This window comes from Sinobacterium norvegicum (assembly GCF_923077115.1).
Lineage (GTDB): Bacteria > Pseudomonadota > Gammaproteobacteria > Pseudomonadales > Sinobacteriaceae > Sinobacterium > Sinobacterium norvegicum.
The window spans coordinates 880,479-901,560 of the sequence record NZ_CAKLPX010000001.1 but is presented as its reverse complement, the minus strand read 5'-3'; the positions used below and the strand labels follow the sequence as shown (position 1 = coordinate 901,560).

The window sequence follows — 21,082 nt, the reverse complement described above, 5'->3', positions numbered from 1 at the left end:
GGGGAGTTCAAATATGTTACAGCAACAGCGTGTGATTGAAGTTGGTGATATTAAGATATCCAACGAACTGCCTTTTGTTCTTTTTGGCGGCATGAATGTATTAGAGTCTCGTGATTTGGCAATGCAGATTGCTGAACACTATGTTGAGGTCTGTGCAAAACTCAATATTCCCTATGTTTTTAAGGCCTCGTTTGATAAGGCTAACCGGTCATCGATTAATTCTTATCGCGGCCCGGGTATGGAAGAGGGTTTAAAGATATTTGAAGAGATAAAAAAAACCTTCAATGTCCCCATTATCACCGATGTTCATGAGCCTCATCAGGCAGCCCCTGTTGCCGAGGTCTGCGATATTATCCAATTACCTGCTTTCTTGTCCCGCCAGACTGATTTAGTGCAGGCGATGGCCAATACCAATGCGGTTATTAATATTAAGAAGGCGCAGTTTTTGGCGCCCCATGAAATGCAGCACATTGTAACTAAGTGTGTTGAGGCGGGTAATGATGATCTTATTATCTGCGAGCGTGGCAGCTGCTTTGGTTACAACAATTTGATTGTCGATATGTTGGGCTTTAGCCAGATGAAGGCGACGGGCTTCCCGGTATTTTTCGATGTCACCCATGCCTTGCAGACCCCCGGTGGGCGAGCAGACAGTGCCGGCGGTCGTCGCCAGCAGGTTGTTGAGTTGGGTAAGGCGGGTATGAGCCAAGGCTTGGCCGGTCTCTTCCTTGAGGCTCACCCTGACCCCAGTGTTGCCAAGTGCGATGGCCCCTGTGCCCTGCCGCTGGATAAGTTGGAGCCATTCCTGGCCCAGATGAAGGCTGTCGATGAATTAGTTAAGGGCTTTGAGCCGCTGATTATCGAGTAATAAATTAACAAATAGGGCGCGCCATCAGGCGCGTTTATTATAAAAACTCACTTAAGTGGAGTACTTTGATGAGCACAATTGCCGATATCAAGGCCTTTGAGGTTTTGGATTCTCGCGGTAACCCGACTGTTGAAGCGGATGTTATTCTTTCTAGTGGTGCTATTGGTAGCGCCTGCGCTCCCTCCGGTGCATCGACCGGTTCGCGTGAAGCGTTAGAATTGCGTGATGGCGACAAGTCTCGCTATTTGGGTAAGGGTGTTTTAAAGGCCGTTGCCAACATTAATACCACCATCAAATCACTGTTGGTTGGCAAAGAGGCTGAAAATCAGCGCGAGCTGGATCAGTTGATGATCGATGCCGATGGCACCGAAAACAAAGAAGTATTAGGCGCCAACGCTATTCTGGCCGTTTCCTTGGCCTTAGCCAAGGCGGTTGCCGCTGATAAGGGCATTCCTCTCTATCAGTATATTGCTCAGGTTAATGGCAGCGAAGGCAGCTACACCATGCCGGTGCCGATGATGAATATCATCAACGGCGGTGAGCACGCCGATAACAACGTCGATATCCAAGAGTTTATGATTCAGCCCGTGTCTGCCGGTAGCTTTGCCGAAGCACTGCGTCAGGGTGCTGAAATATTCCACGCCTTGAAAAAGGTCTTGTCAGCTCGTGGTTTAAATACCGCTGTTGGTGATGAGGGTGGTTTCGCACCGAACCTGCCTTCAAACGAAGCGGCGCTTGAGGCTATTGCCGAAGCCGTTGCTAACGCGGGTTATAAGTTGGGCACCGACATCACGTTGGCGCTGGACTGTGCTTCATCTGAGTTCTATAAAGATGGAAATTATGATTTGGCCGGTGAAGGCAAGAAATTCACGCCAGCTGAGTTTGCCGTTTACCTAGATCAGTTGGTCGATAAATACCCCATTCTATCGGTTGAAGATGGTATGGATGAGAGTGACTGGGAAGGCTGGGCTGAGCACACCCGCTTATCCGGCCATAAGACGCAGTTGGTGGGTGATGACTTGTTCGTGACCAATACCAAGATTTTGCAGCGAGGCATTGATCAGAATATTGCCAACTCAATCTTGATTAAGTTTAATCAGATTGGTTCGCTGTCTGAAACCTTGGATGCAATCAGCCTTGCTCAGGCTGCTGGCTATACCGCTGTGATTTCACATCGCTCGGGAGAGACGGAAGATACGACTATTGCTGATTTGGCTGTGGCCACCAGTGCAGGTCAAATCAAGACCGGTTCACTGTGCCGCTCAGACCGCGTTGCTAAGTATAATCGTTTGCTGCGTATTGAAGCTGAGCTTGGTGACAAGGTTAGCTATCGTGGTCGCGCTGAATTCAAGTCGTAATTTAGGCTTGTTTTACCGACACACCGCTGTGTGTCGGTATGTTTTTCCCTCCTAGTTTGCTACATTAGAAATACTCTTCTTTTCATTCTTTTTGTAGGAACTTTTTGCATTTCTCATGCGTTTCTTATTGCTCGTTTTATTCGTTATTGCTGTGATGCTCCAGTATCGACTTTGGGTCGGTCCGGGTAGTCTTGCCCAGGTGTCTGTTTTAGAAGAGCAAATAGGTCAAATGTCAGTGGTTAATCTACGTCATCAAGAGCGTAATAGGTTGATGTCTGCGCAGATCAAGGGGCTGAAGACAGGGCTTAATACAGTGGAAGAAAAAGCGCGAATGGAACTGGGGATGATCAAACAAGGCGAAACGTTTTATTGGTTCGTCGACAGCAAGAAGTAATTAAACATGTCTCACACCTTATCTGATGAACACTCTTCGACAATGCAAGGTTTTTGGTTTGTCATACCCGCTGCTGGAGTAGGCAGTCGCTTTGGTGCAGAAATACCTAAGCAATATTGTAAGATAAACGGCCAAACAGTTATTGAACACAGCATATCGGCGCTGTTAACTTTTCAGCCGGAGGCATCGGTGCTGGTTGCAGTGGCTAAGGGCGATCACTGGTGGCCAAGTTTAGCCATTGCCAGTGACCCAAGGGTTATTACCGTCGAAGGCGGGGACGAACGTGCCGATTCTGTTTTAAACGCACTGATTGCCCTGCAATATCGTGCCAGCTATAACGATTGGGTCTTGGTGCATGATGCTGCCAGGCCCTGTATTTCACAGCTGTCGCTAGGCAGGCTAGCGAATCAGCTGGCGGGGAACAAAGTCGGTGGTCTTTTGGCTGTTCCTGTTGCTGATACCTTGAAGAAAGCAGGGGATAATCAGACCGTTGAAAATACGGTTGATCGACGTGGTTTATGGGCGGCTCAGACCCCTCAGATGTTCCGTTATGGGCTGTTAAAGCAGGCTATGGAACAGGCTGTCAGTGCAGGTGAGGTTATTACCGATGAGGCATCAGCGATAGAATACAGTGGTGAAAAATCCATATTGGTTGAGGGTGATGGCTGCAATATTAAGATTACTCGTCCGGCGGATCTATCGTTGGCGGCATACTATTTAAACCGGGGAGAGGCTGAATGACAATGAGAATTGGCCATGGCTACGATGTCCATCGCTTTTGTCATGGCGATCAGGTAATTATTGGCGGCGTTGCTATTCCCCATAATCAATCATTGGAGGCGCACTCGGATGGCGATGTATTGATACACGCTCTGTGTGACGCCCTGCTGGGTGCTGCAGCAATGGGTGATATTGGTAAGCATTTCCCCGATACCGATCCAAACTACAGCGGGGTGGATAGCCGCGAGCTGCTACGCCACGTCTGTCAGCTATTAGCAAATAAAGGGTTTGTACTAGGCAATGCTGATATGACAATTGTGGCGCAGACGCCCAAGATGTCGCCTCATATTGAGATGATGCGCCGTTGTTTGGCGGAAGACCTCAATACCGAAATCGAAAATATTAATGTAAAGGCAACCACCACAGAGAAGCTCGGTTTTGCGGGGCGTAAAGAGGGTATAGCAGCTCACAGCGTGGTGTTGATTAACAAGGTTTCGAGGCATGGATAATCCGCTCATTGATTTTAGCCAAGCATTTGAATTTGCCTATGGTGGGCCCTCGATAAACGGTGATTTCAAATCGACGTTTGAAGATTTTATCGTCGAAGAGGAGCTCGGTTATGAACTCAGTGGCGAGGGAGAGCATTTATATTTATATATTCAAAAGCGCAATCAAAACACTGGCTTCTTACAGCAACGTTTAGCGGAATACTTCTCGGTGCCTGAGAAACAGGTGAGTTATTGTGGCTTAAAAGACCGTCATGCGGTGACTAGGCAGTGGTTTGGTATTCATCTGCCGGGTAAATATGATGTTGATTTAAGCCATTTCGCAGACGATGATACTGCGATACTAAAGGCGAGGCGGCACAATAAAAAACTTCGAATAGGCGCCCATCAGTGTAATCGTTTCATTATTCGCCTTCGCAACATCAGTGGTGATTTGGTGCGGCTGGAGCAACAGTTATCGACCATTGCTAATTGCGGTGTTCCGAATTATTTTGGTGCCCAGCGTTTTGGTCGCGATCGTGGTAATTTGCCTTTGGCGGTGGACTTATTTGCCGGCAAGAAACTTAAGCGTAGATTGCGCTCGTTGGCTATTTCATCGGCCCGTTCGTATCTCTTTAATTTGGTGCTCAGTGAGCGAGTTCGTTTGAATAATTGGCGTCAGTGGCAGGATGGGGATGTAGCATCGCTGGCAGGTTCTAACAGTTTCTTTGTTCCCGAGCGGCTAGATGATACTCTTTTAGCGCGGCTTGACAGCCATGATGTTGAGTTGTCTGCACCGCTGTGGGGGCGCGGTAGCAACCCCGCCAGTGGTAAGGTGGCAGAGTGGGAGCAAGCGGTTGTGGCTCCTTATGGTTTGTTGACAGCGGGGTTAGAAAAAATAGGCCTTGAACAGCAGCGTCGCGCAATGACTATGGTTGCTCAACAGCTCACATGGTCGATAGAGGGGCAGGATCTAACTTTATCGTTTAGTCTTGAATCGGGCTGCTTCGCGACCGCCTTGATACGAGAGCTGTTGGTTTCAGCTAAACCACTGTAGATAAAAATAATAGTTTAGGGAGTATAGCTCTGTTGGATTTAACCGGTATTGGTATGACATCGCAGCGTACACGTGAGCGGCTGATAGGCCGTTTGATGGAGCGGGGAATTAGCGATGAGGCTGTGCTCGATGTGATACGGAACACGCCACGACATATTTTTCTCGATGAGGCGCTGGCTCACAGGGCCTATGAGGATACGGCATTGCCTATCGGTTTTAGTCAGACCTTATCCCAGCCTTATATTGTCGCGAGAATGACCGAATTACTGCTTGAGCGAGGTCGGCCGAAAAAAGTGTTGGAGATTGGCACAGGCTCGGGTTATCAGTGTGCTGTATTGGCGCAGCTTGCCGACCAAGTCTTCAGTGTTGAGCGTATAAGACCATTACAACAGAAGGCGAGGCAGAGGCTCAATTTATTGAAGTTGCACAATGTTCGTTTTAAGCACGCTGATGGGGGCTTTGGTTGGCAGGAAAACGGCCCCTACGATGCTATCTTGTCGGCAGCGGCACCAGAGGCTGTGCCGGAAGAGTTAACCAACCAACTGGCTGTTGGTGGGCGGTTGTTAATGCCGGTGGGTGACCAGCAAACACAGCAATTAATTATGATTGAACGTACAGAGGATGGCCTGGAACAGCAGGTTGTTGAGGCCGTGCGTTTTGTACCGTTATTAGCCGGTGTGCTGAGCTAGCGTCGAGGAATGGGAAGTATGAGAGACACTTTGTTGACGCTTTTACGAGGCATGGCAATGGGTGCTGCTGATGTCGTGCCAGGCGTTTCTGGCGGCACAATCGCTTTCATTACTGGAATTTACCCAAAGCTACTGCAGAGTCTGAGTCGGTTCGATCTACAGTTAGTGTCTATTGTCCGCCTGCAAGGTATCAAGGCAGCTTGGCAGTATATTAACGGTGGTTTTCTGTTGGCGTTGTTCTCCGGCATTGGTATCAGCATATTATCTCTCGCCCGATTCATCAGCTATATGATGGAGCATCAGCCGCTGTTGCTCTGGTCTTTCTTCTTTGGTTTGATACTGGCCTCCAGCCTATTTATCGCCCGGCAAATAACACGCTGGAGTGCTGCGAATATTATATTGGCCTTTACAGGTATTGTTGTTGCGATTGTCATTTCTCAACTGCGCCCAGTTGAAGTGCAGGCGTGTATGGGGTTTATTTTTATTGCCGGGGCCATCGCAATCACTGCGATGATACTACCCGGCATATCGGGCAGTTTTATTCTGCTATTGCTTGGTGTATACGGCCAAGTGCTGGGGGCGGTAAAGACCTTCGATCTGACGTTATTACTGTACTTTATGTCTGGTTGTATTATCGGACTGTTAAGTTTTGTGAAACTTCTCAATTGGTTGCTTGATCGTTTTTATCAGCCAGTGCTCTCTGTGTTGATGGGTTTTGTCACTGGTTCGTTGGTAATGGTGTGGCCTTGGAAACAGGTGGTCAGTACTTACACCAGTAGTAGTGGTAGCGAGAAACCATTGGTGCAGCAACTCGTCACCCCCTTTGAGTATGAGCTAGCCACAGGGCAGTCGTCGCAACTCGTTGGTTGTATTGCCCTTATTGTGGTTGCTGTAGTTTTTGTGGTGGTGCTTGAAAAGCTTGGTGATCAATATAATGAGAGTGATGAGCAGAGTACCGATTCTCAAGTTGGGTAAAAGTAGAACTTTAGCGTAGGATAAGTCTCACGCGCTAGAACGATTTCATCTATTTTTCTGAGTTTCATATTGCAGTTGGGTATTTAATCGGAGGCGATTGGCGAAAAATTGTGATCTATTTATCATCTGTCGAGTTAAATATAACACTGTGATGGCGTTACGATTGATCGGTGTCACAGGGTTGATTTTCCTACTGAGTGGCTGCCTGGGCAACTCAGCAATCGTCCCTGTTTATAACAAATCTTTTTCAAAACAACCCTCGTCAAGCTACCATGTTGTGCACCGCGGTGAGACCTTGTATGCCATCGCTTTTCGCTATAATTTAAGCTTTAAACAACTGGCAACTGCTAATAATATCGACACCGATTACGTTATTTATCCCGGTCAAAAACTCCGTATAAGAAACGTAAATACAGCGTCAAAGTCGACGGTCAATAAGTCACCTACCGCGGTTAAAAAATCAGCCTCTGTTGCCAGTAAAAAAACGACTAAGGCCGGAGCGGCGAAAAAATATTCCGTTGTGAAAGTTGAAGATCACTGGGGTTGGCCAATTAAAGGAGGTATCTTAAAAAGCTACTCGACAAAAAACCCTCCACACAAGGGTGTTGATATTAAGGCGGCAATGGGGGATTCTGTAACTGCAGCTCGATCAGGAACTGTTGTTTATGCAGGTAATAGCCTTAGAGGATATGGCAATCTAATCATTGTTAAGCATGATGATATTTACCTCAGTGCTTATGGCTATAATAGTCGACTTCTTGTCAAAGAGGGGCAGTCGGTTAAAAAAGGGCAGAAAATAGCAGAGGCAGGTGCGAGTGCAGGTGGTGCAGTGCGGTTGCATTTTGAAATAAGAAGCAACGGGAAACCGGTAAACCCGCTCTATAAACTACCAAAGCGTTAATTAGGCTTGGACAACAATAAGAAAGAAGAATAAAAAAAGCATTATAAAAAGCAGTATGTTTTTCAAGCGCCACAGGAAGTGGAAAATCCAAAAATTAAATTTATTAAGGATTAGGGCTATGGAATTACAAGGAACTAACACTGTAGATGATAAGCAATTCGATGCCATGCTGGCAGTTGCTGAAACGACCAAGCGTAAGGTAAAAGCGAAGAAAACAACCGGTACTGCTAAGGTCGCCAAAAAAACAGCTGTCGCGACTAAGCCTAAGGCCGTCAAGAAAGTCGTGAAGAAAGCAGCCAAGAAGGCAACGACCGCGGCCAAGAAAAAGACAGCGGCCATCAAGCCGGCGGCGGCCAAGCCGACCACACCGAAGGCTCGCGCTGATAAGTCACTCGATGCTACTCAGTTATACCTTAATGAAATTGGTTTCTCCCCCCTGCTAACCCCGGAAGAAGAGGTTAAGTATGCGCGTATGGCGCTGCGAGGCGAAGAGGCTGGTCGAAAGCGTATGATTGAGAGTAATTTGCGTTTGGTTGTTAAAATATCGCGTCGCTATGTCAATAGAGGTCTAACCCTATTAGATTTAATCGAAGAGGGTAATCTTGGTTTAATTCGAGCAGTAGAAAAGTTTGATCCTGAGCGCGGTTTCCGTTTCTCGACGTATGCGACTTGGTGGATTAGACAGACTATTGAGCGGGCCATTATGAATCAAACCCGAACGATTCGCCTGCCGATACATGTTGTGAAGGAGTTGAATGTCTATTTGCGTGCAGCTCGCGAGCTGACCCAGAAGCTTGACCATGAGCCTTCTGCCGATGAGATTGCAGATCTACTTGATAAGCCGGTTGCCGATGTTAAGCGAATGCTGGGATTGAATGAGCGTGTGGCCTCTATCGACACGCCGCTGAGCCAGGATTCGGATACCTCATTGTTGGATACGATTCCCGATGCTCACGTTTCTGATCCTGCCGAGTTGCTGCAAGACACTGATATTAAGAATAGTATTGGTGATTGGTTGGATGAGTTGAGTGAGAAGCAGCGTGAGGTTTTAGCTCGCCGCTTTGGCCTGCGGGGGTATGAGTGCAGTACTCTTGAAGAGGTGGGGCGTGAAATTGGTTTAACCCGTGAGCGAGTGCGTCAAATTCAAGTTGAAGCCTTGAAACGATTGCGCGATATCCTCGAAACACAGGGCTTATCGGGGCATTCGATCTTTAGTTGAATAGAAAGCGTTTGGGCACAAAAAAACCGAGTATAACTCGGTTTTTTTATGCCTGATAAACGCCGCCAACCAATGATATAGGGATGGCGTCGATTTTATCGTTCTAGGTGTTGCAGCTTATCAGCCACTCCAGCCCATTCTTCGGCATCTGCAGGGGCTTCCTTCATCTCAGTGATGTTAGGCCACACGTCTGCTAATTCAGCATTGAGTTCCAAGAAGACTTGCTGATCTTCGGGTAATTCATCCTCAGAATAAATAGCATCTACCGGGCATTCTGGTTCACACAATGCACAATCGATACATTCGTCTGGATGAATGACCAAAAAGTTCGGGCCTTCATAAAAACAATCTACAGGGCATACTTCTACGCAATCAGTATGCTTACACTTAATACAGTTCTCGCCGACAATGAATGTCATTTGTTAGCCTCTCTCCAACTTAGCTGAGCTAATTTTGCGCGCTATGTTACACAGTTTTGACAAGCAGCGCCATTTCTTGGTCGTAAAAAATACCGTCAGGAATTATTATTCCTGTTTACGATTGTTTGACCTGATCTTGAAGTTGATATAACAACGACAAAGCTTCTCGAGGCGAAAGCCCGTCAATATCAAGGTCGGCGATCTGATCAACAGCTGGATGGGGTTCGTAGCTATTAAAAAGATCGTTTTGTATTGGTGTACTGCTCTTTATCGGCGGTATTACAATAACAGGCTCATTTATAACATGAGAACTTGGCTTTGTCGCCTCACCGTTTTCAAGCTGTTGAAGTTTTTCCCCCGCTTGGGCGATAACATCCTGGGGGATGCCGGCAAGTTTTGCCACCTGCAGGCCATAGCTTTTACTGGCGGGGCCCTCTTGAATGCTGTGCAGGAAGACAATGTGATCGTTAAATTCGGTGGCGTCGAGGTGAATGTTGTGGACGCTGGGGATTTGCTCGTCAAGTACCGTCAGTTCGAAATAGTGAGTGGCAAACAGAGTAAAAGCGCTGCTACGACTGGCGAGATAGTTGGCGCAGGCCCAGGCCAGCGATAAACCATCGAAGGTGCTGGTGCCACGTCCCACCTCATCCATCAAGACCAGGCTTTTTGCTGTGGCGTTGTTCAATATATTGGCGGTTTCTGTCATCTCGACCATAAACGTCGAGCGGCCGCCGGCCAAATCATCGGCCGAGCCAATACGAGTAAATATTTGGTCGACAATACCAATGGTGGCTGAGGCCGCGGGTACAAAGCTGCCGACATGGGCAAGCAGGGTAATCAGTGCCGCCTGGCGCATATAGGTCGATTTACCGCCCATATTCGGGCCGGTAATAATCAGCATCCGACGGTCGTCGTTGAAACTTAAGTCGTTGGCGATAAAGGGCTCTGTGAGCACCTGTTCGACCACTAAGTGCCGCCCCTGTTCGATATCGATGCCGGGCTCTGGGCTCAGCGCCGGTTTAATCAAGCGCAGGGTTTCGCTGCGCTCGGCAAAGTTGGTGAGCACATCGAGCTGAGAAATCGCCTGTGAGCACTGCTGCAGGGTAATCAGCTGTTGATTCAATGTCTCGATGATGTCGTCATAGAGCGACTTTTCTCGCGCCAGGGCACGGCTCTTGGCACTGAGGGCCTTGTCCTCAAACTCTTTTAACTCAGGGGTGATAAAGCGTTCGGCATTTTTCAGTGTCTGTCGGCGAAGGTATTCAACCGGTGCCTTGTCAGACTGACTACGGCTTATCTCTATGTAGTAACCGTGTACTCGATTAAAACCCACTTTAAGAGTGCTGATCCCTGTCTTTTCACGCTCCCGAGTCTCCAGCTGAACCAGGTAGTCGCCGGCGTTGGTACTGATATCGCGCAATTCGTCGAGTTCTGCGTCGTAACCGGGGGCAATGACGCCACCGTCGCGAATCACCGAGGGCGGGTTGTCGATAATCGCTTCACTTAATAGCGTGCTGATCTCCGGCAGCGGCTGTGCTTGCTTGGCTAGCTCACTGATCAGCGAGCTGTTCAGCTGGCTGAGTTGTTGTTCGATGGCTGGCAGGGTTTGTAACGACATTTTCAGCCGTGATAAATCACGTGGGCGGGCTGACCGCAGGGCGACACGGGCAAGAATCCGCTCCATATCGCCGATACACTTGAGTTCCTGCTGCAGTGGCTCAAAGTGGTAATCAGTCAGCAGCGCAGTAATCGCATCTTGGCGATTTTCGAGTTGCTCAATACTGGTCAGCGGCCGATTGAGCCAGCGCTGCAGCAGTCGACTGCCCATGGCTGTTTTACAGCTGTCCATAACGGCCATTAAGGTATTGTCGCGGCCACCGCTAAGATTGGTGTCGATCTCTAGGTTGCGGCGGGTGGCAGCATCGAGGCTGACACTGTCTTCCGGTTGCTCGACGGTCAGCGATTGAATATGAGGTAGGGCAGAGCGTTGAGTGTCTTTGGCGTAGTCAAACAAACAGCCGGCGGCACTGATCGCCGTGGTTAGATGTTGGCAGCCAAAGCCATTTAAGTCCTTGGTTTTAAATTGTTTGATCAGGGTTTCAAAGCAGGTTTCGGGTTCGAACTCCCACGGGGCACGCCGCCGCAGGCCACCGCAGCCAGCGAGTAACTCAGCGTTGACGTTGGCCTCGTTATAGAGTGTCTCCGCCGGTGCTAAACGCTGTAGCTCGCTTTTGAGGGTTTCCTCGCTAGAGACCTCGGTCAATTGGAAACGGCCGCTGCCTATGTCGAGCACGGCGATACCGTATTTATCGTTGGCGAAATCGATCGCCGCCAATAAGCTTTCACGGCGCTCTTCCAATAACGCCTCGTCGCTGATAGTACCAGGGGTAATGACGCGCACGACCTGGCGTTCAACAGGGCCTTTGCTGGTGGCGGGGTCGCCAATCTGTTCGCACAGAGCGACCGAGACCCCGACTTTAACCAGCTTGGCAAGATAGCCGTCGGCACTGTGGAATGGGATGCCGCACATGGGGATTGGCTCGCCATTGGCCTTGCCGCGTGCGGTCAACGTGATATCGAGTAATTCCGCCGCTTTTTTCGCGTCATCGTGAAAAAGCTCATAGAAATCCCCCATGCGATAAAACACCAGATCGTCAGGGTGCTGTGCCTTGATGCGTAAATACTGTTGCATCATGGGGGTGTGAGTGCTTTCTGATGCCTTTGTTTTTGTTGGCGTTCTTTTCATTTTTTCCATATAAGTATTTAAAAACAGTTGGTTAGGTTTTTTGTGAGTCCGGCTGAACTCAAAGTGGTCCAATGGGGGGGCTAAAAAGTTACACTTTTTTGCTGAAATCCTTGCTGCGTATAGAGTGTAGATGTGTCGTAAGGATGGCCACTCAGACACTGTTGATTCGATAACCTTTAAGAATATCAGACCAATGATTAAACCACTATCAGCAAGAGCGATTGAGACCATGAAACCTGGCAGTCCGGTCATGTTGGATTCTTGAGAAAATACTGGATTGTGGGTGAAATGTGCGAACGGGTGTACTAAGACATTTTTCTATCGTTACAGAAGCCCTGAGACTGAAAAGCTGACTCAGTTGAAAATAGGGAACTATCTCCAGCTTCAGTTTGGCTGAAGCTCGGGTAAAACTTGAAGAGTTAAAAATTCTGCGAAAATCTGGTGTATGCCCAAAGGCTCAGTTTCGTCAATAACTATCGGATAGAGGCGGCTCGCCGTATATTGCTGGATCCCGACACTTCGAATATGCCCATCGTAGAACTGGCCATTGAAGTGGGTTTCAAGTCGAAATCCAGCTTCTATGACGCTTTCAAACGTGCCACCAATATGACGCCCACCCAGTTCAAGCGAGGGATGGAACAATCCTCTGCCGCGGATGACGGCGTAAAATAACCCGAGTTTTCTGTACGTTTTTTAAGCGGTCGTGCCAAGTCAGCGATGACTAGGCTCACCTTTTAATGGTGGCTGCTCTATTCTGCGGTTTGTTTTCCGGACGGAGTCCAGATATAGAGAAAATATTGATAAATAAGGTACGGGCAAGTTTGCCCGGATACATTGGCCGTCAAAAAGCTGGAAAATACCTGTCAGATAAGAACACTTTCCCCGTTCGAGAGTTATGGGATAGAGCGGCCATTAATAATTAAAGACGCTGTTTATAGGGTACAGAAAAATGAAAATCTGTTATTTGTTAGTCGTATTAGCGTTCTCATTACTATCAGCCTGTGGCGGTAGCGGTGGCGGTAAATCTGATACCACGCCACCGGTTATTACCTTAATGGGTGATAACCCGATGACAATAGAGGCAGGCTCAACCTTTACTGACCCGGGTTCGTCGGTGTCTGATGATGTCGATACAGGATTAACTACGATTGTTACTGGAGCGGTCGACACTGCAACAACTGATACCTACACACTAAGTTATAACGTGTCCGATGCAGCTGGTAATGCTGCTACAACCGTTACACGGACTGTGAATGTGGTACTACAAGAAGCGTTTCTCGGTGCCACACTGGAGTGCCCTTGGGACGAGAGCGACCCCACCATGCACGTATTTCTCGCTGCAGGTCAGTCAAATATGGTGTCTGCCTATGGCCGCCCCGGCACACTGCCCACAGCTTACGAAACGGGTACTGATCAGCTCCAGATGTGGGACGAGGGGAGTTGGAAGCGTCTGGGTTTGAGCACCGAAAACGCTGATCATGGGCCCCGGTACGGGCCGGAGCTCGCCTTTGCCTGGACACTGCACGCCGCGTGCCCGGACTCCACGATCGGCATCGTCAAGTATGCGGTGGGCGGAAGCCTGATCAGTACCTGGGTTCCCGGAGGAGAAAACGCTGCAGTTCTGGTCTCCAATATTACGGCAGCCATCCAGGCGCATCCTGACATCACCTTCGAAGGCTTTCTCTACAAGCAGGGCGCCGCTGATGGTAGGCGGCGTGTCACGGCGGAGGTTTGGGGCGAGAATTTCCTATCGATTGTGGACGCCTTTCGCAACAACGGGATTACCCCCAATACTCTCCCGTTTTTAGTAGGCACAACCCGGGGCACTGCCGATATCGATGCCTTCCCGGATGATATCACTGACTTAGACCCCGACAGTGTCTCGCCACCGGACCCTAGCAGACCATTCCTCTTGCATGTGATCCACCAGCAGTGGATGGTGCAGTTCGAGCGGCCTTTCATCTATCCAGTGATTGACCGCGATATTCCTAAAGGCGCAGACGAAACCCATCATACACCTGAGGGCATACGAATGGTGGGGAGGAAGTTTGCAGAGGTCTATCTAACACAGGCCAACTAACCGAAAAACCAGCCTCAGTGCCTGTAGCTTAAACCTTCGTTGTACCTCTACACACCTCCACGCATAGTATCGCGCTAATTAGGTGGTCCGTAAAATAGGGGGCAAACCACAAAGCGGCCCCTAGTTATCGCCTAGTATCGGGGTTTATGTCCGTTGATGGCCTGCTAGAATTACACAAATACCCTCAATATCAGCAGTGAACCCCAGTCGATACCAGATTCCTACTCGATCGTAAATGACCGCGCGGTACTCCGTGCCAGACCGTCTATGCCCAGACTTTCGGTGGGCCGCCGGTACTCGCGAGATTAGAAATATTTTTGAAATTCGACGTCCGAACACATTTGCTCGGACGCACGGAGCCGAAAACATCGCTAGATTGGTCAACAGTTAGCCACCGACACTGGAGCTAACGTAAATATGAATCCCAAAAAACCATGGACTCATCAAGTCTCAAATCGACACGGGTATGGGCGGCTTTTTGCGATGCCTCGCCAGTGTGGCACGCATGATATTCAGGGAAATTACGAACATGAACAAACTGCGCGCATTTCGCTGGCCCGTGGCCGTGCTACTTGTCCTAGCCGTCTCGGTTCTTTTTTTGGTTCTGAGCATCAAACAGGGCCTAGGGAACGGCTCCCTGACAAATGGTGACTGGTACACCCGTGAGAGTAGTGGTTCAGCCGATGCTGATGTAATGGTCAGGGCGACTGTTGCCATAAGCGGATTGCTGGCCTCCACCCGCGAAAACTCCATGTATTACAAGCTTAACGCCGTCGACGGCGAACCTTTGCGCTTGAACTGCCGCTATCGAATAGAAGGCAATAACTACGACGCCAACTGGTGGAGCATCACCGCCTATGGTTGGGATTACTTTCTGATCCCCAATCAGGAAAAACGCTACTCGTTCAATAGCGAGAACATTATTCGCGGTGATGACGGTAGTTGGGTGATTCATTTAAGCGTCGAACAAGCCGATGGTAACTGGTTGCCTGTTGGGCCGTCCGGAGCGGCCGCCGCGGATCAGTCTAGCGATTACGACTTTGATCTTTCGTTACGCCTTTATACCCCTGGCGATGCCTACCTAAAGAACCCTGAATCGGCACCGCTACCTGTTGTTACTGTGGAGAGCTGTTCATGAGTTGGTTACGTTGGACCGCCGCAATTTTAGTGTGTGGCTGGCTGGGGCAGTACCCCTTGGCCATGCTGGTGCCGAACATGATTATGGAGCGCTTATACAGTAAGGGCGTAGAGAGAGTGGGCTACAACCAGATAGCGATGCGTTCTCGGCCCGATGAGACCTCGCGAGATGTGGTGCGTCCAAGCCCGGATCTGTTGTACGCCAGTTGCATCTACAACCTAGAACAAGGGCCGGTGACAATTAGCGCCTCGGTGCCCGAGCGTTACTGGTCCATGCAGCTTTACCAGATGAATACCGATAACTTCGCCGGTATCAGTAATCAGCGTGAGCAAAGTTTTCGAGCTGGTAAAAATGTTGAAGTGACTCTGGTTGGCCCCGATGCCAACCCGGCTGAATTCTTGAGTGAAGGTCAGGGCGAAGTGATTCAATCACCCACGACGCGTGGTGTCATGCTGCTGCGCGCCTCGGCTATTGGCGATGACTCCCAGGCGCAGGCGTCTCTTGAAAACAGTCGCTGTAGAGCACAAGAGCAGGAGGTACAGCACACGGGCAATCGGCAACAAGTTAATCGCATAGATAAGAAAAAAAACAACAACAATTATAATGAGGAAGCTTCATCATGAAACGTCTGTATCGGCGGTCGCGCTTTTTTTCTACTGTCGAAAAGCCAGCTTGACGGTACTTTCTGTTTGCTTCTGCTTATCACTTTAATTGGCCATTGAGACGCAAGCGCTCACTGAAGAACAGGGAGAGTAAAAGTTATTGTGTTCCGACCCTCGCTAGCCTTCAAATCGAGCGAGATTAGAAAATTTTTTTGAAATTCGACGTCCGGACACATTTGCTCGGACGCACGGAGCCGAAAATATCGCTAGATTGGTCAACAGATAGCCATCGACATCAGGAGTAACGTAAATATGAATTCAGGGAAATTACGATCATGAACAAACTGCGCGCATTTCGCTGGCCGCTGGCAGTGCTACTTGTCCTAGCCGTCTCGGTTCTTTTTTTGTTCCTTACCATCAAACACGGGCTGGGAAAAAGCTCCCTGAAAAATGGTGACTGGTATACCAGTGAGAGTATTGGTTCAGCCGATGCTGATGTAATGGTCAGGGCGGTTATTGCCATAAGCGGATTGCTGGCTTCTACCCGTGAGGACTCGATGTACTACCACCTGAAATCGGTGGGGGGGCAGCCTTTGAGCTTGAACTGTCGCTACCGCATTGAGGGCGACGACTACGATGCTGACTGGTGGAGCATTACTGCCTATGGCTGGGATTACTATCTGATCCCCAATCAGGAAAAACGCTACTCGTTCAATAACGAGAACATTATTCGCGGTGATGACGGTAGTTGGGTGATTCATTTAAGCGCCGAACAAGCCGATGGCAACTGGCTGCCGGTTGGTCCGTCTGGAGCGCCTGTCGCGAGTAAATCTAGCAAGAACGACTTTGATCTGTTGTTACGTCTTTACACCCCAGGTGATGCTTATCTGCAACAACCAGCAACAGCATCGCTACCGGTAGTTGCTTTGGAGGGATGCTCATGAGTTGGTTACGTTGGACAGCCGCAATTTTAGTGTGTGGCTGGCTGGGGCAGTACCCCTTGGCCATGCTGGTGCCGAACCTGATTATGGAGCGCCTATACAGTAAGGGCGGAGAGCGTGTGGGCTACAACCAGATAGCGGTGGGGTCTCGGCCCGATGAGACCTCGCGAGATGTGGTGCGTCCAAGCCCGGATCTGTTCTACGCACTTTGTGCGTACAACCTGGAGCAGGAGCCAGTAAAGGTTAGCGCCTCGGTGCCCGAGCGTTACTGGTCCATGCAGTTTTACCAGATGAATACCGATAACTTCGCCGGTATCACTAACCAGCGCGATGAACAATTTCGTGTTGGAACCCAGGTTGAGGTGACCCTGATTGGCCCTGATGCCGACCCGGAAGACTATCACGGAGAAGTTATTCAATCCCCAACGGCGCGCGGGATCATGCTGCTGCGCGCCTCGGGTATAGGCGATGATTCACCGGCGCAGGCAGCGCTTGAAGATAGTCGTTGTCATTCACAGTAAAGATAACAACGACGCGGCACGAAAAGCTTAAATAATAATCAAAAATAAACCTTAAGATAAATAATAATATGGAACTTGATCATGAATGATAAGAAAACTGTTTATAAAAAAACAGTGCTGGCGGGCGTTATTGCCGGTCTTAGCCTTGCTGGTGCTGTCGGCGTAAATGCGGAGAGTCTTAAACTCGAAGAGGTTGTCGTTACAGCGCAAAAGCGCACCGAGAGCTTGATGGATGTCCCCATCTCAATAGCGACCATGAGTGGTGGAAAAATCGATGATAGGGGTATCACTTCGCTGCAGGAGTTAACCCAATATATGCCTAATGTCACCGTTAATGCCGGCTCGGGTACACCGAACCTTTTTATTCGCGGCATTGGTTCTGGCACTAACCAGGGCTTTGAGCAGTCTGTGGGTATGTATATAGATGGTGTATACGCTGGGCGTGGACCGTTGGCGGCGGTTCCAACCACCATGGATCTTGAGCGGGTTGAGGTTCTCAAAGGCCCCCAAGGTATTTTGTTTGGTAAGAATACTATTGCCGGTGCGATCAATACGACTACCGCCAAGCCCACCGATGAGTTCGAGGGAATGGTTGAGACCATGTACGAACTTGAGCGCGGTGCACAGCAATACGACCTTATGCTCTCCGGGCCCCTGACCGACGGTCTGTCTGGTCGCCTAGCGGTGCGCCATAATGAGCCGGGAGATGGCTGGTGGGAAAATGTTGCTACCGGAGACAAGGGTCCCGGGTTTGACACCTGGTATGCACGCGGCAGTCTGCGTTGGGAAGCAAGCGATAACCTGGAGATCAATGCCAAGTACGAATACGGAGATTTCCAAAGTGAAAATACCCCGTCGGTAGTTTACCAGTCGGACTTCGCCGGCCAGCAGAACTTTGACGGCGCAGTGCCAATCCCAGTCATCTCGGATCGAGACAAGGGCGCTGGGGATGTGGGAACTCGCAAATCGACCGGCACAGACGTGTTTGCGCTAACGGTCGATTGGAACCTGGATTTTGCTACCTTAACGTCAATTTCAGCCTATTCGGCCTACGAACTCGAGTCTACGGGCAATACCGATCTCGTCGCCACACCCTCTCTCCACCGGACACGATGGGAAGACTACGAACAGTACAGCCAGGAGCTGCGTTTGGTATCACCTGGTGGAGAAGCGATCGACTGGATTGCTGGCGCCTATTATCAGCAGAGCGAGCTGGATATTAGCCGCCGTCTCGAAACCGTGGATTTCCTACAGTCGGGCCCCTTGAGCACCAGCGCGTTATATCAACCAGATGCTGGTGTGCCCAGTGTCTTTGATCAGGAAGGTGAAAGCTGGGCAGTGTTCGCCCAAGGCACTTGGAATGCCACTGATGCCCTGCGCTTGACGCTGGGTCTGCGCTATAACCAGGAGAGCAAGCGCCTGGACAAAAGCACAGACTCCGAAGGGCTGCAGGTCAGGGCCGGCAGTAACCCCGATCTCCTTGTTTATTCCAACCCTGCCAACTTTTACTCAATTGCCGATCTCCGCCAGCACAACTTTACTGGCTTGAGTCGCGAGGAAGAGAAAGTAACTTTCTCCAGTAACGTCCAGTGGGATGTTAGTGACAACACCATGCTCTACGCCAGTGTTAGCACCGGTTTCAAGGGGGGTGGTTTCGATGAGGCCTACAGCGGCGCCGGATACGAAATTCGTCTGGTGAATCCCATTACAAATGCACCGGTCGGTGACCCTATAGCGGGTAACGATTCCTCGATACTCGAGGTTGAAGACGAAGAAGTTCTCGCTTATGAACTGGGTGCGAAAATGAGTCTGCTCGATGGGACTGCAGAATTGAACCTCGCTATGTTTCGGATGGAGTACGAGAACCTGCAGACCAGCTCCCTGGTCGGGGATGTATTTCGTGTGGGTAATGCCGGTGAGGCGGTTAGTCAGGGTGTGGAGCTGGGTGGTCGCATAATGCTGTCTGAGCGCCTGACTGTTGGCGGTGCAATGGCTTACCTCGATGCCTACTATGAAGACTTTGAAGGTGCCACCTGTACCACCCCGCAAGCCATGGACCCGGCGAATAATCCCGGCTGCCTACTCGAAGATGGCAGCAATATCGTCTCAGCGGGCCAGCAAGGGGGCCAGAATCTGAGTGACGAAACCCTGGTATTTGCGCCGGAGTGGAGTGCCAGCTTTTTTGCTCAGTATGTTGTTCCCGTGGGTAGTAGCATGGAGTTGATCAACGGTCTAGATATCAACTATAGCGATGAGTATTTCTCATCGCTGGATCTTGACCCGAATACCAAACACGACGCTACCACCATCATCAATGCGCGTATAGCGTTGGCCAGTACTGAGGATAGCTGGACACTGGCTTTGGTAGGAAAAAACCTGACTGATGAAAAGACGTATCTTTGGAAAGGCGACCTACCGGTAACTAATTCCAACAGTTACTACGGTGTGCCGGAATCACCGCGGACTGTTTCTCTTCAAGGTCGATACAGATTCTAAGGGACTTACCATGCGTTAACTGAAACCGCGTATACATTTTTCGTATAAGCGGTTTTCAGGGATTGATAGAGAATATGTTTATGAGCACAGTTTCCAGTAAATCAGTCATTGTAAGCAATCCGGGACTTATTCTAGGTTTTTTGCTGCTACTGAATACACTCAACATGGTAGATAGAAACTTACTCGCTAGTTTTGGGCCGCAAGTGGTTGCAGACCTTAACTTGAGTGATAGTGAGTTTGGTCTACTGACGGGTGTTATTTTTGTTTTTTTCTATTCCATTATGGGGCTTGTGATGGGATTTTTTGCCGATCGTTATCATCGTCCACGGTTGATTGCTGTCGGTCTTGTGATGTGGAGTGTACTAACCGCTTACTCAGGTATGGCCAAAAATTTTCTACAAATGGCGACCGCACGTGTATTTATTGGTGTGGGTGAATCCTGCCTTTCTCCGACATCGATGTCGTTATTATCGGATCTGTACCCACCCCAAAAACGAGGTTTGATCTCCGCCATTTTTTATCTTGGTGTGCCCCTTGGTGCCGGTGCGAGTTTTATTGTTGCCGGTGTGCTGGGGCCGCAATTAGGTTGGCGAAATTGTTTCCTGATTATGGGGTTTATTGGTTTGGTGCTAGTGCTCCCCCTGTTGCTTATAAAAGACCCTCAGCGCGGAGCAAAAGATACGATTGTTGATAATGATATCAATAACGAAAGTTGGCGACATTTATTGACCACACTAAAGCATCGTCCAGCATTAATGCTCACTATGCTTGGCGCCATTTTTTTACATATTCCGGTTGGCGCCGCTAACTTTGCACAGCTTTGGCTGGTTAGGGAGCGGGGCTTTGAAGCGTCGGAGATCGCAACTCTCTATGGCATTTTGTTTCTACTATTTGGAACACTTGGCACCTTGTTAGGTGGCGTGCTCGGGGATTGGTACCACGCACGCTACAAGGGTGGCAGGATTCGCTTCCTGGTTTTTCTTATGCTGGTATTGACGCCACTATTGCTGGGCTATCGCCTGGCTGATCCGTCATCTTCCTTTTTTTATATCGGTATGTGTGCGGGTTTTTTCTTAATGTCGGCATTCTATGGCCCGGCATTCTCAACGATACAGGATTTATCGCCCGCAAAAATGAGAGCGCGTATGACAGCCATTTTGTTGATTGCCTGTAACCTGATTGGCCTGGGGATGGGGGCGGTTATAACGGGGGTAGTTAGTGATTTTCTCCAGGGCGTAGGGATAGAAAACTCACTCACCTGGTCCTTACTAGTGACTGACCTTTTGTCTTTATTGACGATCCCTTGCTTCATCTGGGGTTCTTCCTTTATTGCCAAGTCTCAAGTTCGTGAACAGCTGGTTAACCCAATAGATCACCCCCCGAGTCGAAGCTTATTGTAGTTGTATGGCTATAACAAAAAAGTTTTGGGGCGGGGTTAGTTGTAGAGAGACCAGAATGATTAGCTCGCGGACAATT

20 protein-coding genes are annotated in these 21,082 nt (G+C 49.4%); 18 read left to right on the top strand and 2 right to left on the bottom strand.

Annotation, left to right across the window (positions count from 1 at the left end):
- Positions 1–13 precede the first annotated feature (13 nt).
- From kdsA to rpoS, 10 genes are all read left to right on the top strand, one after another.
- Positions 14–865 (top strand): 3-deoxy-8-phosphooctulonate synthase, encoded by an 852-nt coding sequence (gene kdsA, locus L9P87_RS03925; RefSeq protein ID WP_237443372.1) that lies wholly within the window; start codon positions 14–16, stop codon positions 863–865.
- Positions 866–933: 68 nt separating this feature from the next.
- Positions 934–2,223 (top strand): phosphopyruvate hydratase, encoded by a 1,290-nt coding sequence (gene eno / locus L9P87_RS03920; RefSeq protein ID WP_237443371.1) that lies wholly within the window; start codon positions 934–936, stop codon positions 2,221–2,223.
- Between the two features lie 154 nt (positions 2,224–2,377).
- Positions 2,378–2,617, top strand: a complete 240-nt coding sequence (locus L9P87_RS03915) for a septum formation initiator family protein (RefSeq protein ID WP_237444366.1) — start codon at positions 2,378–2,380, stop codon at positions 2,615–2,617.
- A 6-nt stretch (positions 2,618–2,623) separates the two neighbouring features.
- Complete coding sequence (gene ispD, locus L9P87_RS03910) at positions 2,624–3,358, top strand: 2-C-methyl-D-erythritol 4-phosphate cytidylyltransferase (RefSeq protein ID WP_237443370.1); 735 nt, start codon at positions 2,624–2,626, stop codon at positions 3,356–3,358.
- A 2-nt stretch (positions 3,359–3,360) separates the two neighbouring features.
- Entirely contained in the window at positions 3,361–3,846 is a 486-nt protein-coding gene (gene ispF, locus L9P87_RS03905) for a 2-C-methyl-D-erythritol 2,4-cyclodiphosphate synthase (RefSeq protein ID WP_237444365.1), read from the top strand.
- On the top strand, positions 3,839–4,879 hold the full coding sequence (gene truD, locus L9P87_RS03900; protein WP_237443369.1) for a tRNA pseudouridine(13) synthase TruD: 1,041 nt from the start codon (positions 3,839–3,841) through the stop codon (positions 4,877–4,879). The genes ispF and truD overlap by 8 nt, the downstream gene beginning before the upstream one ends.
- Positions 4,880–4,932: 53 nt before the next feature.
- Complete coding sequence (locus L9P87_RS03895) at positions 4,933–5,568, top strand: protein-L-isoaspartate(D-aspartate) O-methyltransferase (RefSeq protein ID WP_237443368.1); 636 nt, start codon at positions 4,933–4,935, stop codon at positions 5,566–5,568.
- A gap of 18 nt (positions 5,569–5,586) precedes the next feature.
- Complete coding sequence (locus L9P87_RS03890) at positions 5,587–6,543, top strand: DUF368 domain-containing protein (protein ID WP_237443367.1); 957 nt, start codon at positions 5,587–5,589, stop codon at positions 6,541–6,543.
- A gap of 163 nt (positions 6,544–6,706) precedes the next feature.
- Positions 6,707–7,444, top strand: coding sequence for a peptidoglycan DD-metalloendopeptidase family protein (locus L9P87_RS03885; RefSeq protein WP_237443366.1), 738 nt, complete (start codon positions 6,707–6,709; stop codon positions 7,442–7,444).
- Positions 7,445–7,562: 118 nt separating this feature from the next.
- On the top strand, positions 7,563–8,663 hold the full coding sequence (gene rpoS, locus L9P87_RS03880) for an RNA polymerase sigma factor RpoS (RefSeq protein ID WP_237443365.1): 1,101 nt from the start codon (positions 7,563–7,565) through the stop codon (positions 8,661–8,663).
- Between the two features lie 95 nt (positions 8,664–8,758).
- Here the strand turns inward: rpoS and fdxA are convergent, their stop codons facing one another.
- Entirely contained in the window at positions 8,759–9,082 is a 324-nt protein-coding gene (fdxA, locus tag L9P87_RS03875) for a ferredoxin FdxA (protein WP_237443364.1), read from the bottom strand.
- A 115-nt stretch (positions 9,083–9,197) separates the two neighbouring features.
- Entirely contained in the window at positions 9,198–11,828 is a 2,631-nt protein-coding gene (mutS, locus tag L9P87_RS03870; protein ID WP_435531794.1) for a DNA mismatch repair protein MutS, read from the bottom strand.
- Between the two features lie 441 nt (positions 11,829–12,269).
- Between mutS and L9P87_RS03865 the strand changes: the two genes are divergently transcribed.
- From L9P87_RS03865 to L9P87_RS03830, 8 genes are all read left to right on the top strand, one after another.
- Positions 12,270–12,500: a helix-turn-helix domain-containing protein gene (locus L9P87_RS03865; RefSeq protein WP_237443362.1), complete on the top strand. Its 231-nt coding sequence runs from the start codon at positions 12,270–12,272 to the stop codon at positions 12,498–12,500.
- 277 nt (positions 12,501–12,777) lie between these two features.
- Positions 12,778–13,908 carry a sialate O-acetylesterase gene (locus L9P87_RS03860; protein WP_237443361.1) on the top strand — a complete coding sequence of 377 codons (1,131 nt, stop codon included), beginning with the start codon at positions 12,778–12,780 and terminating at the stop codon, positions 13,906–13,908.
- Between the two features lie 598 nt (positions 13,909–14,506).
- Positions 14,507–15,046, top strand: coding sequence for a DUF1214 domain-containing protein (locus L9P87_RS03855; RefSeq protein WP_237443360.1), 540 nt, complete (start codon positions 14,507–14,509; stop codon positions 15,044–15,046).
- Entirely contained in the window at positions 15,043–15,669 is a 627-nt protein-coding gene (locus L9P87_RS03850) for a DUF1254 domain-containing protein (protein ID WP_237443359.1), read from the top strand. Before L9P87_RS03855 ends, L9P87_RS03850 begins: the two co-directional genes overlap by 4 nt.
- A 314-nt stretch (positions 15,670–15,983) precedes the next feature.
- On the top strand, positions 15,984–16,592 hold the full coding sequence (locus L9P87_RS03845; protein WP_237443358.1) for a DUF1214 domain-containing protein: 609 nt from the start codon (positions 15,984–15,986) through the stop codon (positions 16,590–16,592).
- Positions 16,589–17,110, top strand: coding sequence for a DUF1254 domain-containing protein (locus tag L9P87_RS03840; protein ID WP_237443357.1), 522 nt, complete (start codon positions 16,589–16,591; stop codon positions 17,108–17,110). The genes L9P87_RS03845 and L9P87_RS03840 overlap by 4 nt, the downstream gene beginning before the upstream one ends.
- Positions 17,111–17,191: 81 nt before the next feature.
- Complete coding sequence (locus L9P87_RS03835) at positions 17,192–19,606, top strand: TonB-dependent receptor (RefSeq protein WP_237443356.1); 2,415 nt, start codon at positions 17,192–17,194, stop codon at positions 19,604–19,606.
- A gap of 80 nt (positions 19,607–19,686) precedes the next feature.
- A complete protein-coding gene (locus L9P87_RS03830) occupies positions 19,687–21,006 on the top strand; it encodes an MFS transporter (RefSeq protein WP_237443355.1) in 1,320 nt (439 codons plus the stop codon).
- Positions 21,007–21,082 lie beyond the last annotated feature (76 nt).

Bases quoted from the DNA above. Each gene is read 5' to 3' on its own strand.
- kdsA (WP_237443372.1), top strand. From the start codon at position 14: ATGTTACAGCAACAGCGTGTGATTGAAGTTGGTGATATTAAGATATCC.
- eno (WP_237443371.1), top strand. From the start codon at position 934: ATGAGCACAATTGCCGATATCAAGGCCTTTGAGGTTTTGGATTCTCGC.
- L9P87_RS03915 (WP_237444366.1), top strand. From the start codon at position 2,378: ATGCTCCAGTATCGACTTTGGGTCGGTCCGGGTAGTCTTGCCCAGGTG.
- ispD (WP_237443370.1), top strand. From the start codon at position 2,624: ATGTCTCACACCTTATCTGATGAACACTCTTCGACAATGCAAGGTTTT.
- ispF (WP_237444365.1), top strand. From the start codon at position 3,361: ATGAGAATTGGCCATGGCTACGATGTCCATCGCTTTTGTCATGGCGAT.
- truD (WP_237443369.1), top strand. From the start codon at position 3,839: ATGGATAATCCGCTCATTGATTTTAGCCAAGCATTTGAATTTGCCTAT.
- L9P87_RS03895 (WP_237443368.1), top strand. From the start codon at position 4,933: ATGACATCGCAGCGTACACGTGAGCGGCTGATAGGCCGTTTGATGGAG.
- L9P87_RS03890 (WP_237443367.1), top strand. From the start codon at position 5,587: ATGAGAGACACTTTGTTGACGCTTTTACGAGGCATGGCAATGGGTGCT.
- rpoS (WP_237443365.1), top strand. From the start codon at position 7,563: ATGGAATTACAAGGAACTAACACTGTAGATGATAAGCAATTCGATGCC.
- fdxA (WP_237443364.1), bottom strand. From the start codon at position 9,082: ATGACATTCATTGTCGGCGAGAACTGTATTAAGTGTAAGCATACTGAT.
- mutS (WP_435531794.1), bottom strand. From the start codon at position 11,828: ATGAAAAGAACGCCAACAAAAACAAAGGCATCAGAAAGCACTCACACC.
- L9P87_RS03860 (WP_237443361.1), top strand. From the start codon at position 12,778: ATGAAAATCTGTTATTTGTTAGTCGTATTAGCGTTCTCATTACTATCA.
- L9P87_RS03850 (WP_237443359.1), top strand. From the start codon at position 15,043: ATGAGTTGGTTACGTTGGACCGCCGCAATTTTAGTGTGTGGCTGGCTG.
- L9P87_RS03845 (WP_237443358.1), top strand. From the start codon at position 15,984: ATGAACAAACTGCGCGCATTTCGCTGGCCGCTGGCAGTGCTACTTGTC.
- L9P87_RS03840 (WP_237443357.1), top strand. From the start codon at position 16,589: ATGAGTTGGTTACGTTGGACAGCCGCAATTTTAGTGTGTGGCTGGCTG.
- L9P87_RS03835 (WP_237443356.1), top strand. From the start codon at position 17,192: ATGAATGATAAGAAAACTGTTTATAAAAAAACAGTGCTGGCGGGCGTT.
- L9P87_RS03830 (WP_237443355.1), top strand. From the start codon at position 19,687: ATGAGCACAGTTTCCAGTAAATCAGTCATTGTAAGCAATCCGGGACTT.